Origin of the sequence: Catenulispora pinisilvae, from assembly GCF_015356865.1 — a bacterium.
Taxonomy (GTDB): Bacteria; Actinomycetota; Actinomycetes; order Streptomycetales; family Catenulisporaceae; genus Catenulispora; species Catenulispora pinisilvae.
In genome coordinates this window covers 1-14482 of the sequence record NZ_JAAFZA010000249.1, presented here as the reverse complement: position 1 = coordinate 14482, position 14482 = coordinate 1, and the positions used below count along the sequence as shown (strand labels likewise).

At 71.0% G+C, this 14482-nt stretch carries 11 protein-coding genes and 2 tRNA genes; 10 read left to right on the top strand and 3 right to left on the bottom strand.

The genetic code is table 11. The features are described 5' to 3' along the window. The coding region (locus tag IZR01_RS40895) for a peptidylprolyl isomerase (RefSeq protein ID WP_194926979.1) at window positions 1-727 on the bottom strand (727 nt) is incomplete at its 3' end. Beyond that, window positions 724-5091 (bottom strand): glycoside hydrolase family 38 N-terminal domain-containing protein, encoded by a 4368-nt coding sequence (locus IZR01_RS40890; RefSeq protein ID WP_194926978.1) that lies wholly within the window; start codon window positions 5089-5091, stop codon window positions 724-726. The genes IZR01_RS40890 and IZR01_RS40895, both read right to left, overlap by 4 nt. A gap of 62 nt (window positions 5092-5153) precedes the next feature. Here IZR01_RS40890 and IZR01_RS40885 point away from each other — a divergent pair, with 62 nt between their 5' ends. The 3 genes from IZR01_RS40885 (at window position 5154) to trxA (ending at window position 7125) form a co-directional block, all read left to right on the top strand. Next, window positions 5154-6251: a LacI family DNA-binding transcriptional regulator gene (locus tag IZR01_RS40885; protein WP_228554200.1), complete on the top strand. Its 1098-nt coding sequence runs from the start codon at window positions 5154-5156 to the stop codon at window positions 6249-6251. A gap of 102 nt (window positions 6252-6353) precedes the next feature. Then, window positions 6354-6683 (top strand): nucleotide pyrophosphohydrolase, encoded by a 330-nt coding sequence (locus tag IZR01_RS40880; RefSeq protein ID WP_194892902.1) that lies wholly within the window; start codon window positions 6354-6356, stop codon window positions 6681-6683. 49 nt (window positions 6684-6732) lie between these two features. After that, a complete protein-coding gene (gene trxA / locus IZR01_RS40875) occupies window positions 6733-7125 on the top strand; it encodes a thioredoxin (RefSeq protein ID WP_194892903.1) in 393 nt (130 codons plus the stop codon). A 92-nt stretch (window positions 7126-7217) separates the two neighbouring features. Here trxA and IZR01_RS40870 read toward each other — a convergent pair whose 3' ends face one another. Beyond that, window positions 7218-8117 (bottom strand): LysR family transcriptional regulator, encoded by a 900-nt coding sequence (locus tag IZR01_RS40870; RefSeq protein ID WP_194926977.1) that lies wholly within the window; start codon window positions 8115-8117, stop codon window positions 7218-7220. Window positions 8118-8212: 95 nt separating this feature from the next. On the opposite strand from IZR01_RS40870, the gene IZR01_RS40865 reads away from it, so the two are divergent. The 7 genes from IZR01_RS40865 to IZR01_RS53790 all read left to right on the top strand — a co-directional run bounded on the left by IZR01_RS40865 (window position 8213) and on the right by IZR01_RS53790 (window position 14463). After that, the gene (locus tag IZR01_RS40865) at window positions 8213-9382 is read left to right on the top strand and encodes a YeiH family protein (RefSeq protein WP_323747244.1); all 1170 of its coding nucleotides are present in this window, start codon (window positions 8213-8215) and stop codon (window positions 9380-9382) included. Window positions 9383-9398: 16 nt separating this feature from the next. Beyond that, on the top strand, window positions 9399-10193 hold the full coding sequence (locus IZR01_RS40860) for a fumarylacetoacetate hydrolase family protein (RefSeq protein ID WP_194892905.1): 795 nt from the start codon (window positions 9399-9401) through the stop codon (window positions 10191-10193). Beyond that, the gene (gene gltX / locus IZR01_RS40855; RefSeq protein WP_194892906.1) at window positions 10186-11703 is read left to right on the top strand and encodes a glutamate--tRNA ligase; all 1518 of its coding nucleotides are present in this window, start codon (window positions 10186-10188) and stop codon (window positions 11701-11703) included. Before IZR01_RS40860 ends, gltX begins: the two co-directional genes overlap by 8 nt. 114 nt (window positions 11704-11817) lie before the next feature. After that, window positions 11818-11889 (top strand) — tRNA-Gln (locus IZR01_RS40850). Between the two features lie 132 nt (window positions 11890-12021). Then, window positions 12022-12852, top strand: a complete 831-nt coding sequence (locus IZR01_RS40845) for a hypothetical protein (RefSeq protein ID WP_194926976.1) — start codon at window positions 12022-12024, stop codon at window positions 12850-12852. A 140-nt stretch (window positions 12853-12992) separates the two neighbouring features. Further along, window positions 12993-13068, top strand: a tRNA-Glu gene (locus IZR01_RS40840). Between the two features lie 135 nt (window positions 13069-13203). Further along, window positions 13204-14463, top strand: coding sequence for a DUF1266 domain-containing protein (locus tag IZR01_RS53790; protein WP_194892908.1), 1260 nt, complete (start codon window positions 13204-13206; stop codon window positions 14461-14463). The last annotated feature ends 19 nt before the right edge of the window (window positions 14464-14482 follow it).

Below are 14482 nucleotides of genomic sequence, written 5' to 3'. Positions count from 1 at the left end.
CGGGCCGGACTTCGGTTGCGGTGACTGTCGCGAAGTGCCAGCCGAGGCCGGTGCGGACCGGGCCTACGCGGGTGCCGGGTGGCAGGGCGCGGAGTTCGGCGGCGAGGGTGGCTGGGATGTCGTCGAGGGTGGTCCAGCCGAGGGAGACGTCTGGGGCGGTCGCCGCCTCGAACGCGGTGCCGGCGACGGTGTGGGTGACGCGGTACCAGGTGCGGGTGCGGGTGTGTGGGGCGGTAGTGCTCGGCGCGGCGGTGTGCGGCGCGGCGGGCGGGGTCGCGGCGGTGACGAGGTTGTAGAGGGCTGACATCTCGGGAGCCGTCGACCAGGCGGTGGCGTTGATGGAGCCTAGGTGCAGGGACTCGGCTTGGGTGAGTGGCCGAGGTGGGGCGGGCGCATCCGACAAGGGCGGCGGGCCGGGCGCGGGCTGGTCGGCCTGGTCCGGAGCCGGCGGAAGTCGCTCTTCGGCGCCCCGCAGTCGAGCCAGTTCCACCCGGCAGAGCTCCTCAGTCAGCAGCACCTGCGCCGTCCAGCGCAGAAACTGCCGGTCCTCCTTGCTCCCCACCGTCGGCAGGCGCGCGGCTAGGCGGCCGGTGCGTAGGTCGTGGACCCGGGCGTCCAGGCGCTCGCGCGGGATCGGTGTGTTGTTGACCCGGCCGATTACCGTTGCCGCGTGCTGGGCCTGTGCGGCGGCCGCCGCGTCGCTGGGGTGGTGGTGCGTGTGGGTCACCGCACCACCACGGGTACGGCTGTTGTGTACTGGGCGCGGCCGAACCACATCAGTTTCACCATTGCCCACCAGTGGCCGGGTTCGGCGGTGGCGGGGATGGTGACTTCGAATTCGATCTCGGCTTCGGCGCCCGGTTCGACGGCGAACGGCTGCGCGTAGGGGCCGATGAAGTGCCAGGTGCCCCAGGGGCTGACCGGCATGGCCTCGCCGTCGATGCGGCTGCGGGTGCGGTTGGCGACGCCGACGCGCAGGGTGGTGTGCTCGCCGGGTGAGAGGGTGAGCTGGGCGGTGGTGGAGGTGATCTCCAGGCCGGTGGGGCGGGCGGTCTCGCTTTTGGTGCCCTGGGTCTGGACGCCGAGTTCGATCTCGGTCTCCGGGGAGGTCGCGGGTGGCGCGTACTCCGGGGCGTCGATCAGGACGCTGATGACGTCCTCGATCAGCGACTCCCCCACCGCGAGCTGCACGCGGACGAAGTACATCCCCGGAGCGGCGGTCTCGTGCGAGGGGGCCACGGTCAGTGGGAACACCGTGTGGCCGCCGGGTTCCAGCGCCACCGGGCGTGACTCCGGCTCGACGCGCCAGCCCTCGGGCGCGGTGACCGTCAGCATGCCCTCGAAGGTCGTGTCCGTGTACTGACTCGCCACCGCGATCGACACCTCGCCGCCGGCCCAGCCCGTGCCGCCGGTGAGGGCGGCCGGTGTGGCGGCCACGGACACCGGCAGGAAGCCCATCGGGGCCGGCCCGCGGTTGTGCAGCCAGTAGCGCGAGTAGACCGGCTGCGCCGGCTCGGTCGCGCGGCCGAGTACCGGGGTCGAGCCGGATGAGCCAGAGCCCTGATGCGGGACGATGATCGCCGTCGCGATCTGCGAGCCGGCCAGTTCCACCGAGCCCGCGGCGCGCACCTCGCAGCGCATGCCGCACTCTTCGAGGAGGTCGGCGCGGTCGCTGGACAGCACGCCCAGGGGGCTGCGCAGGGCGACGGTCTGGCCGGTGCCGTTGGCCTCGACCAGCCGGACCATGAAGCCCAGTTCCGGTGACGCCTCCAGTGCCGAGCCCACCGACTCCGGGTTCCCGGCCGGCTTCACCGCCGTCACCTGCGCGGCGCGTTCTGGCATGACTGAGAGCAGCGCGTGCCGGGCCGGCAGTGCGCCGCGGTGCGCCGTCTGCTGCCGGGCCAGCATCGGCGCCGAGAAGGCCGCGCCGGAGGCGACCAGCCCGGCCGCGCGCCAGTCGCCCGCGCTGCTCACCAGGGCGTAGTCGAAGTCGTGGGTCCAGTGCTGGAGTTGGAACGCGGAGTCGTCCGGTGTGCGGCGCAGCGGCGGGTCCAGCCACACGCCCGAGGGCCAGCCGGTGCACGAGCGCATCAGCGACAGGTGCAGCGCGCCCGACGGGTCGACGGCGAAGCCGGGCAGGCCGTTGTTGATCAGGCCGACGGTGTGGTCGTCGAGCAGCGCGGTGTCGGCGGGGTCGGCGGTGACCGCGCGCAGGGAGGTGTCGGCGGCGAAGGCGGAGGCGGCCTCGTGCACCCGCTGTCCCGTGTCCTCCGGATGCTCGGCAGCGATGATCAGGACCGGCAGGGCCCGCGCGGCGCGCAGGTCGGCGTTCGGCACCCACGCCTTCTCGACCGGGAGCTCGGCCGGGATGAAGAAGCAGGCGTGCCCGTCGCTCTTCATCAGCAGGTCGAACTCCTGGCGGACCGAGGGGTCGCAGTGTTCGAAGACCTCGGCGGCCAGCGGGTTGGTGTCCGGGCCGCCGATCACGATGCGCAGGTCCGGCAGGTTGGAGTCGACGTGCAGCCAGCCGTAGCGGGCGCCCTCGGCGGTGGTGGTGGTCGCGGTGACGCCGATCCGGGCCAGCGACACGACCAGGTCGCGGATCGGGTCGGCGTGCCGGTCCAGGTCGTCGGCCACGACCTCGGCGATGGAGATCGCGACCCGGCCGAGATCGGCTTCGGCCCGGTCGCTCAGACGCAGGGTCGCTGTGCTGCCTAGCGCGAAGAAGGTGTTCGCCGGGTTGTCCAGCGTCCACGGCGCCACGGCCACGTCCGAGTCCGGCAGCGCGAAACCGCGGCCGATGACGGCGCCGGCGACTTCGGAGACGGGGCGCGCGCCGGGGACGTCGCAGGGGAACTTGACGCGCAGCAGCCGGTCGGCGCCGGTGAAGTCCAGGACCCGGGTGCGGAAGTCGACGCGGTCCAGGCCGTGCCAGAGCGTGATGCGCTGCTCGTAGTCGACCTCGCCGACGGTGCCGGTGACGACGTAGCGCCGGCCGAGCGGCGATTCCTCGGCGCGTACCGAGGTGGCGGCTGAGGCGGCCGAGCCGAGGACGGTCCCGTTCGGGACCAGGTGCCACGGACCCTCGCCGAACTCGGGGTGCTGCGGGTATTCCTCGCTGACCCGCAGCTCGTTGCCGATCTCGCCGGGCTTGAGCAGCTGACGGCCGGTGGCCAGTTCGAGGATGCCGCTCAGGCCGCCGCCGCGGGCCGGGTCGACGGCGATTTCGAAGTACTCGTTGGCGATGGACGGCGGGAGCTCGGTGATGGCTTTCCAGACAACGCTTTCCGGATCGGCGCCGTACTCCACGAACCAGCTCCGCCACCCCATCCCCGGCACCCCGGTGGCGAGGAAAGCCACATCGAGCCGCGCGCCGTCGCGGGCCTCGATCACGAACGGCACCGCGGCGCCCTCGTCGTCGGTGAGCCGCAGCGCGTCGGCGTCGACGCCCTCGGGCAGCCGCAGCGTCACCCGCACCACGTCGGTCCGCTCGAACGCCAGGGTGTTGAACACCCCGACCGTCCCGTTCCCGGTCCCGCCGTAGGTCTCCACGTTCCGGAAGATCGCCTCCAGCGCCGCGTCCCGGGCCTGGACCGCCAGGTCGTGCGCCTCGCGCCAGCCGGTGACCAGGTCGATGTAGACCTGGTCCGACTCCGAGCCGGTGATCGCGTCGTGGTGCGCCCCGTACGCCAGCTGCCGCCACACCTTGTCCAGCGCGGCGCTCGGGTAGCGGCCGTAGCCCAGCAGCGAGGCGAACGTGGCGAGCTTCTCGGCGTCGGCCGCCGCGGTCTCGGCCGCGCGCTGGGCCTGCTTGGTGTCGATGTACGACACGTCCTTGCCGGTGTAGACCGGGTTCATGTCCCGGGTCTGCGGGCTCGGCCGGACGCCGCGCTCGGTGAGTTCGGCGTGCACCGCGGCGAAGAAGTCCCGGGGCAGGCCGGTGACGAAGCGCGGCCAGACGTAGCGCGCGTTCCAGTCGCGGTGGATGGCCGTGACCCACTTGTTCGGCGGGGTGTAGTCGGTGCCGACCGGCAGCAGCGTGTTGCGCGTGGCGGCGGCCTGCTTGAGCCCGAGGAACAGGTCGTAGACCTTCTCCTCGGCCTCCTCCAGCGTCGCCGAGGAGTCCATCCACCAGCCGGCCGAGTAGTGGTTCGGCATGTAGTGGGTGAGGACGCCCTGCCCGGACGGCGAGATCCACTCGAACTCGGCCGGGAACTGCATGTTCTTCACGTCGCCGGCACGGCCGTCGAACTTCGTCAGCATCGGGCCCCACTGGTGGTACGGCCCGCGCGCCCAGGACGTGGAGCTCAGCCCGGCCTCGGCGACCAGGCCGGGGAACTGCGGGTCGTGGCCGAAGACGTCCAGCTGCCAGGCGGTCTGCGGGTCGGCGCCCATGATGTCGCGCTGGTAGCCGATGCCGTAGACCAGGTTGCGGATCGTGGTCTCCAGCCCGGTGAGGTTGGTGTTGGGCTCGTTGTAGGTACCGCCCATCACTTCCACCCGCCCGGTGGATATCAGTTCCCGGAGAAGCGCGCGATACTGCGGGTAGACGTCCCAGAACGGCTTCAGATAGTCGACCTCGGCCAGCACGAAGCTGTAGTCGGGGTCGGCGGCGGCGAGATCGAGGTGGGCTTTGACGAGATGGAACGCGTTGTTCTCCCAGACCGGGCGCGTGCTGCCGTCGTTGCCTTGCAGTTCCCAGGTCTGGGTGTAGCCGGCTTGGGTGTTCCACCAGACGGGGTCGTAGTGGAAGTGCGAGACCAGGTACATCGTCCAGCCGGGCTCGGCCACGGTGACGTCGACCTGCTGTTCGGCCAGGATCCGGCCGTCGGCGTCGAGCACTTGGAGCTGCCCGGTCAGGGTCTGGCCCGGGGCCACGCCGGCGTCGACGGCCATCGGCAGCTCCACGACGCTCTCCCCGTCTCCCGGTGCGAGTTCGCAGGCTGCTCGCACCTTCAGAGCGAGAAGCGATACAGTCACCGCACCGTCGGTGACGGCCCGCTCGATCACGACCCTCAGGACTTGACGCGGTTCCGTATCGGATCCGAGGAAAAGCTCCGTCGAGTCCGCGGACTTGATCTGGACGGCCACGGCCCCTCCTTGAAACCCACCCGAACGAACAACTAAAGCGCTAAAGCAGCTGGGAGTCATTAATGCCCACCTCTGGCAGCGGTGTCAACAAGCCTGGTGCCGCCGCGGGTCATGGACGGGCGGCGGGCGTCGGAAAGAACAAGACCCGGCTCACCATCGCCGACATCGCCCGCGAGGTCGGGGTGTCGCCGAGCGCGGTCTCCTTCGCGCTCAACGGACGCCCCGGTGTCAGTGAGGCTACCCGGACACGGATCCTTCAAGCCGCCGAACGGATGAACTGGCATCCGCACAGCGCCGCGCGCGCCCTCGGCGGGGCCCCGGCCGGCGCGGTCGGGCTGGTCCTGGCCCGGCCCACCCGGACTCTCGGCGCCGAGCCGTTCTACGCACAACTCATCTACGGCATGCAATCGGTCCTGTCCGCGCGCTCGGTCGCCCTGCTGTTACAGGTCGTCGACGACACCGAGGCCGAGTTGGTCGTCTACCGGCGCTGGGCCGGCGAGCAGCGGGTGGACGGGCTGCTGATCGTGGACCCGCAGACCAAGGACCCGCGGATCTCGGTCGTGGAGGCGCTGGGCGTGCCGGCCGTCGTGCTGGGCGGGCACGGCAAGCACGGCGAGTTGCCGACGGTCTGGGCCGACGACCGGGAGGCGATGCTGGAGACGGTGCGCTACCTGGCCGCGCTCGGGCACACCCGGATCGCGCACGTGGCCGGCACCCCGGCGTTCCAGCACACCCAGCGCCGTATCAGGGCCCTGAAGGACGCCGCGGGTCAGCTGGGACTGGCCGAGACCCAGTCGGTGCCCACGGACTTCAGCGACGGCGAGGGGGCCGCGGTGACCCGGCGCCTGCTGTCCCAGCCGGACGCGCCGACCGCGATCGTCTACGACAGCGACCTGATGGCGGTCGCCGGGCTCGGGGTGGCGACCGAGATGGGGGTGCGGGTGCCGGGGGCGTTGTCGATCGTGTCGTTCGACGATTCGGTGCTGACCCGCGTGGTGCATCCGGCGATCACGGCGTTGTCCCGGGACACGCACGCTCTGGGCGTGCAGGTCGCCGAGGCGCTGATGCGGATCGTGGAGGAGCCGGGGACGGTCGGCGATATAAAGGCCGCCACGCCTCGGCTCACGGTGCGGGAGAGCACGGCGAAGCCGGGGCGATAGGCGAGCGGCGGAAGCCGGCGCGGTAGCCGACTGTCAGGCAGCGACGTTGTGAGACGCAGCGAGACGCGGTGATCGGGCCGCACGCGTGATAGAGAGATCGGCATGACTGATCTCGACGTCGCGACCCTGCAACGCCGGCTGGTGGCTTTCGCCGAGGCCCGCGAGTGGGGCCCGTTCCACACCCCGAAAAACCTCACGATGGCCTTGAGCGTTGAGGCGTCCGAACTCGCCGAGATCTTCCAGTGGCTCACGCCGGAGGAGTCGGTCGAGGTGATGTCGGACCCTGACAAGGCCTTCCGGGTCCGTGACGAGGTAGCCGACGTACTGGCATATCTGTTGCAGGTGGCGGCCGCGTGCGACGTGGACGTGTTGCAGGCGCTGTCGGAGAAGATCGACCGCAACGAGCTCCGTTTCCCTGCCGGGCCCAGGTGAACGGCAGGGAAACGGGCACTTTGTCCAGTCGCCGCGTAGGGTGGTGCGCATGAGCACTGTGGAACTGACCAAGGACACCTTCGAGCAGACGGTCACCTCCGACGGGATCGTGCTTGTCGACTTCTGGGCCGAGTGGTGCGGACCGTGCAAGCAGTTCGCGCCGGTCTACGACAGAGTGTCGGAGGCCAACCCGGACATCACCTTCGCCAAGGTGGACACCGAGGAGCAGCCGGAGCTCGCGGGGGCCTTCGAGATCCGCTCCATCCCGACACTGATGATCTTCCGGGACGGCGTCATGGTCTACGGCCAGCCCGGGTCGCTGCCCGAGGCGCCGTTGGTGGACCTGATCAAGCAGGCGCGGGAACTGGACATGGAAGAAGTGCGCAAGCAGATCGCCGCGCACCAGGACGGCGGGCATGAGGGAGCTGACGCGCAGGCGTAGCCACGACCGGGGTCGGGCGGCGCCGGGGACGGACCCGGCGGGCGCCGCCGGCCCTGGGGAGCATGCGGAGAAACGGTGTCTGGGCAAGCGGTTCAGGCCCGGCCGCGTGCCACCTGAACCAGCCGACCAGCCGCGTCGTTCAACTCCCGGCCCCGCCGCCACACCGCACGCAGCGTCCGGCGCAGCGCGACATCCTCGGCGAGCGACACCTCGACCAGACGCCCCGAGGCGATGTCCTCGGCGACCGCCAAGACGCTGAGGACCGCCGGGCCGCTGCCGGCCAGCGCGGCCGAGCGCAGCGGGGCGGTGGCGCCGAGTTCGATCAGCGGCACGGCCGGGCCGTCGTGGGCGGCCAGCGCCGCCTCCAACACCTCTCGTGTCCCGGATCCGGGTTCGCGCAGCAACAGCGGTTCGGCCGCGAGTTCGGCCGCCGTCAACGGTTCTTTGCGCCGGGCCCACGGATGCCCGGGCGCGACCACCACCACCAGCCGGTCCCGGCCCACGACCGCCGAGTGCAGGTCGCGCGGGACCCACGTCCCCTCGACGAAGCCCAGGTCCACCTCGCCGGCCCGCAGCGCCGCCACCACCTGGTGCGAGTTCTCCACGGTCAGCCCGACCCGGGTCCCCGGGAGGAGCTGGCGCAGCTCGATGAGCCATTTGGGGACCAGGTGCTCGGCGATGGTGAGGCTGGCGGCGACCGCCAGCCGCTCATCGGCGTGGGTGCGCAGGGCTTCGGCGCCTTCGACCAGCGCCTCGGCCTGCTCCAGGACCCGGCGGGCCCAGTCGGTGACCACGGCCCCGTCGCCGGTCAGGCGGGAGCCGGAGGTGGTGCGCTCCAGCAGTTTCAGGCCCAGGCGGCGTTCCAGCGTCGCCATCCGGGCCGAGGCCGAGGGCTGGCTGATGCCGGTGCGCGCGGCCGCCTTCCCCAGCGAGCCGGTGTCGGCGACGGCGACCAGGAGCTGGAGCGCGTCGAGATCCGGGAGCCGGGTCATAGCGAATCCGGAAGCGGGGTCATAGAGACAGCCTATGAGGTCTTCGGCAATCTCCGGCTACCCGGCTGTGTTCTGGGCGGCCAGGCTCATATGACGTGGGAAAGAGTGGATTGCCGGGCCTGGCGCTCACCGCCGGCGCGGTGGCGGTGTCCTGGTTCGCGAACCGGATGTGGCCGACGCTGTCGCCGCTGACGGCCGCCGTCATCCTGGGCGTCCTGGCCGCGAACCTGCTGCCGGCCGCGACGATGAGCGCGGCGCGGCCGGGCGCGCAGATCGCCGCGAAGCGGCTGATGCGGCTCGGGATCGTGCTGCTGGGCCTGCAACTGGCCCTCGGCGACGTGCTGAAGCTGGGCTGGCAGACGCTGGTGCTGGTGGTCGCGGTCGTGTTCGCGACCTTCTTCGGGACCCAGTGGCTGGGCCGCCGGATGGGCCTGCCCGGCCGCCAGCCGCTGCTGATCGCCACCGGCTTCGCGATCTGTGGCGCGAGCGCGGTGGCGGCGATGGAGGGGGTGACCCGGCAGCCCGGCGATGCCGAGGACGACCCGGACCCGGTGCTGGCGGTCGCGCTGGTGACGCTGTGCGGCTCGCTGGCGATCCTGGTGCTGCCGCTGCTGCGCGGACCGCTGGGGCTGCACGACCCGGCCGCGTTCGGGCACTGGGTGGGAGCCTCGGTGCACGACGTGGGGCAGGTGGTCGCGACGTCCAGTTCGGGCGGCGCGGTCGCGGTCAACGGCGCGGTGGTGGTGAAGCTGATGCGGGTCGCGATGCTGGCGCCGATGGTGGCCGGGACGGCGGTGGCCTGGCGGCGGCGGGTGGCGGGCGGCCCGGAAGCCACCGCCGTTGAAGTCACCGCCGCTGAAGCCGCCGAGGCGAAGCTGCCGGTGTTGGTCGGCGCGGGTGGCGGTTCCCCCAATGCCGTAGCGGATGTGGCCCAGCCGAGTGATGCGGGGGCGAACCCGGCTGCCGAGGTCCGCGTTGACGCTCCGAGCCCCCCGGCGGCCAAGCAACCCCCGATCGTCCCCCTGTTCGTCGCCGGCTTCCTGGCGATGATCGCCCTGCGCACCACCGGCGTCCTGCCGGCCTCCGCCCTGAATGCCGGCAAGCAGCTCCAGGACCTCCTGCTCGCCGCCGGCATGTTCGGTCTGGGCACCGGCGTCCGGCTGCGCGAGCTGGCCCGGACCGGGGCCAAACCGCTCGCGTTGGGCCTCGCGTCGTGGGCTCTGATCGCCTCAGCGGCCTACATAGGAGTTCGGCTCACTTCCTGACCACTAAAATCGCAGAATGCGCATCGCGAGATTCTCCGTCGACGACGAGGTGAAGTTCGGGCTCGTCGAGGGTGAGGGCGAGCAGCCCGACGCCCTCGAGGTGGCCGAGATCCTGGGCCACCCGTTCGGCCCGATCCAGGTCACCCAACGGCGCTGGCCGCTGTCCCGGGTGCGGCTGCTGTCCCCGGTACTGCCGTCGAAGGTGATCGGCATCGGGCGCAACTACGCCGAGCACGCCGCGGAGCTCGGGAACGAGGCCCCCGGCAAGACCGACCCGGCGGTGGTGTTCCTGAAGCCGTCCACCTCGGTGATCGGCCCGTCCGACGCCATCCAGTACCCGCTCGGCGTGTCCTTCGACGTGCAGCACGAGGCGGAGCTGGCCGTGGTGATCGGGCGGCTGTGCCGGCAGGTGCCGGTGGCCCGGGTGTCCGAGGTGGTGCTCGGCTACACCTGCGGCAACGACGTCACCGCGCGCGACCTGCAGCGCGCGGAGAAGCAGTGGGGCCGGGCGAAGGGCTTCGACACGTTCTGCCCGCTCGGCCCGTGGATCGAGACCGAGCTGGACCCCTCCGACCTGGCGATCACCTGCACCGTGGACAACGAGCTGCGGCAGGCCGGGCGCACCACGCAGATGACGCGGCCGGTCGCGGACCTGGTCTCCTACGTCTCCGAGGCGATGACCCTGCTGCCCGGCGACGTGATCCTCACCGGGACCCCGTCCGGGGTCGGGCCGATCGTGGTGGGACAGCAGGTGTCGGTCGGCATCGAAGGCATTGGCAACTTGACTAACCGGGTGGTGGCTCGTGACTGATACGACAACTGTTCCTACGCACGCTGCGCCGAACACAGACAAGCCGGTCCGCGTCCGTTTCCCCCCGTCGCCGACCGGCGACCCGCACGTCGGCATGGTCCGCTCGGCGCTGTTCAACTACGCCTTCGCGCGCCACTACGGCGGCACCTTCGTCTTCCGGATCGAGGACACCGACACCGCGCGCAACACCGAGGAGTCCTACAACGCGCTGCTGTCCACAATGCGCTGGATGGGCTTCGAGTGGGACGAGGGCCCGGAGGTCGGCGGCGCCTACGGCCCCTACCGGCAGTCCGAGCGCATGGACATCTACGCGGACATCGCCGAGAAGCTCCTCAAGGGCGGCTACGCCTACCGCTGCTACTGCACGCAGGAGGAGCTGGAGGCCGCCAACGCGAAGGCCAAGGCGGAGAAGCGGGCCCCGGGCTACGCCGGCACCTGCCGGAACCTGACGCCCGAGCAGATCGCCGCGCACGAGGCCGCCGGCCGGACCAGCGTGCTCCGCTTCCGGATGCCGGAGGGCACGCTGACCTGGGACGACCTGGTCCGCGGGGAGATCTCGTTCGACACCTCGAACGTGCCGGACTACGTCCTGGTCCGGGCCGACGGCTCACCGCTGTACACACTGGTGAACCCGGTCGACGACGCGCTGATGCGGATCACCCACGTCCTGCGCGGCGAGGACCTGCTCTCCAGCACCCCGCGCCAGCTGCCGCTGCACGCCGCGCTGATCGCGCTGGGGCTGTCGGAGACGGTGCCGGTGTTCGGGCACCTGCCGTACGTCATGGGCGAGGGCAACAAGAAGCTGTCGAAGCGGGACCCGGAGGCGTCGTTCTCCTTCTACGTGAAGGAGGGCTACCTGCCCGAGGGGCTGCTGAACTACCTGGCGCTGCTGGGCTGGTCGCCGGGCGGCGACAAGGAGTTCTTCTCCCCCGAGGAGATGTACGCGGCGTTCGACGGCACGCACATCAACTCCAACGCGGCGCGCTTCGACCTGAAGAAGTGCCAGGCCATCAACGGCGACCACGTGCGCGCCCTGGCCCCCGACGACCTGGCCCGCCGCATCGTGCCGTTCCTGGCCGAGCAGGGCCTGGTCGCCGACCCGCCGCTGCCGGAGCAGGCCGCGACCCTGGCCGCCGCCGTGCCGCTGATCCAGGAGCGCATGGTGGTGCTGCGCGAGTCCGTGGACATGATCGGCTTCCTGTTCGTCCCCGAGCACGCCTTCGCGGTGGACCCGGCGGACGGCGCCAAGTTCCTCGGCGAGGACGCCAAGCCGGTGCTGGAAGCCGCGGCCAAGGCCCTGGAGGCACTGCCGGAGTGGACGACCGCGGCCGTCGACGCCACGCTGCGCGCGACGCTGATCGAGGGACTCGGGCTGAAGCCGAAGAACGCGTTCACCCCGGTCCGGGTCGCGGTGACCGGGCGCCGGGTGTCACCGCCGCTGTTCGAGTCGATCGAGCTGCTGGGGCGGGAGCGGACGCTGCGGCGGCTGAACGCGGCGCTGGGGTCCTGATGCGCCGCTGAGCTGAGGTGGGAGGCCCGTTCGAAAGCCGTTTTGGTGGAAGGGCAGGCCTCCCGTATAGTTATCGACGCAACGCCGCGCGATGAGATCATGTCGGGTGGTCGTTGGGGTATGGTGTAATTGGCAACACGGCTGATTCTGGTTCAGTTGTTCTAGGTTCGAGTCCTGGTACCCCAGCTTTGTGAGCGGATCCCCTGAGGATCCGCTCTTTTGCTTTGCCTCAGCCGTTTGCTACACCGCTTACTACTCACCGGTAATTGAGTACCCGCACTCTCCCGCCGAGTCTGTGCCCTGCCGCACGCTAGAGGTATGAAGAAGCAATGGGAGACGTTCTGGGGCTTCGTGATCCTCGGCGGCCTCGTGGCGCTGATCGCGTCCTTCGCCCACGTCCACGTCCCCGGGCGGACGGTCCTGGACGTCGGGCTCGGCGCGGTGAGCCTGTACTGGCTGCTGATCATCACCACGGTGCCGTGGAACCTGTACTTCCGGGCCCTGCGCGTCCGGAACGAGATCGGCGTGTCACGCGAGCGGGGCATCACAGTGCCCGAGGGCCGCGCGGCCGAGGTACGGCGCTGGGAGCGGGTCCTGCTGCGGCTGGCGCTGGCCGGGCACGTCGTGACGGCGGCGGTCGTGGCCGGCGTGACCTACGCCTCCGGGCACGTGCTGGGCTACTACTTCGCCGCGTTCTACCTGCTCAGCTGCGCGATCCGGCCGATGGCGGCGTACCTGGGCTATGTGAAGGCCCAGATCGCGGGCCTGCTGAAGGAGACGACGCACCCGCGCGACGACGTGCTCGAGCTCAGCACCGGGGTCTCGACACTGACCGCCGAGGTGGAGGCGCTGCGGGGTGCGACGTCCGAGGCCCAGGAGCGCGCCTTCCGGGAACTGGACGACGTGCGGGGCGACCTGCGGGCCGCGGACGTGCGGCTGCGGGAGGACGTGCGCCTGGCCCGCGAGGCCGTGGACGCCGACCGGGCCGGGCTGCGGGCCCGGGTCGAGGAGGTCGAGCGGCACGTCGCGGCGATCACCCGGCACTTCGACCAGGCCGTCGACGGCCTCACCGACCAGCGCGAACTGCTCAGCGGACTCCGGGCCTTCGTCCGGCTGGTGCGGGCGGACGCGGCGGCGATCGGCGAGTAGGAACCCGGACAGAACCCCGGACAGAACAAGGTTCGCAGAACGGTGCCGCCGCGCTGCCGGGCCTGCGATTTGGGCGAACCCCGCCGATCGCCTAAGATAAGACCCGCTGCTCGCGCCCCGGGCGCGGCGGCAGTGCTAGTGGCCCCGTTGTGTAGCGGCCTAGCACGCTGCCCTCTCAAGGCAGTAGCGCGGGTTCGAATCCCGTCGGGGCTACCACCGATAAGGGCTCTTACAAAGATGTAAGAGCCCTTATCGCGTTTTCCGGACCTGCCCCGTCGGCCGCACACGCGACCGGCCTTTTTGGCATATTGGGGGCCGACCGCATCGGACGGATCCCAGGGGGGAATCAGCGTGACGACCGACAATTGGACGGCGCCCTCGATCGACGACCAGCGGCTGCTGGCCGCGCAGGCGGCGGACGACGGGGACGCCTACCTGGCCGCTCTGGCCCGGCTGGACGTGTACGTGCCGCGGCGGGACCCGGATCAGGCCTCGAAGTTCAGCCTGCGCAAGTCCGTGGTGAAGCTGAACCAGTTCAGCGTGTACGGCCAGCTGAACAACGCGATCCGCGGCACGTCGAAGTCGGCGCTGACGGTCAGCCTGGACTACGACACCCACCGGCGCGGCGCCCGCCTGATCCTGCCGGTCTACACCCGTGCACTGGTGCCGGCCGAGCAGCCCGAGGGCGTGTACTTCCACCGAGTGCTGTTCCCGTCGTGGGTGCAGAGCATGGCCAAGCAGCGGCAGACGATGCAGCTGGTGATCAACCCGGGCACGCCGGAGGAGCGTGAGCTGAACGTCGGCAAGGCGGCGCAGTGGATGCGCAAGCACCCGCACCTGCTGGGAAGCTGGAACGCGCTGCACGGCACGGTGCGCACCATCTATAACGAGCCGACGCAGGGCGAGTTCGCGCGGGCGATGGCGTGTGGCGCGCACCTGGCGGCGGGCAACGCCGTGCCGTGGAACTCGCTGGGCTACTCGGGGCTGGACTACCACACCCAACGGGAGTCGCTACAGGAGTGGTGGGGCATCGAGGGCCCGGTGCAGTGGCAGAACCAGGTCGACACCCTGCTGGACAACGAGAATCCGCAGCCGGTGGACCTGGTCCTCGGGATCCGCAACGAACGCGGCGCCGGCGTGCGCCCCAGCGGCGACCCGGTCCACGACACCCGGCTGCTCACCGACGCGGTCGAGGCCTGGTGCCGGGACCGCGGCGCCCCGGAGCGGCTGCGGCAGGACATGACCGACATCGCGCAGTGGGTGGTCCGCTGCGAGACCTGGCTACGCCGCGACGGCGCCCTCGGCCCGGACCAGATCGTGGTGACCCAGGACAGCTGGGACTGGGGCCGCTGCGTGAACATGGCCCGCTGGGGCGTGGCCTGCGGCTTCTGCGACCGCACCACCGCCGAGCAGATCGTCCTGCGGGCCGGCAGCCTCTGCGCGCGGGCCTACCCCGACTGGGCCGCCCTGTCGGTGGCGTACATCCTCGGGCGCGTGATCAAGATGGGACGCCAGGGGAACCCGGAGGAGTCGTACCGGGACACGCTGCAGATTCACCAGACCCTGATGCGGGACCCGGCCAGCCCGTTTCTGACGGTGCCGCTGCACTGAGGGCGGGGGCGCGACGGGG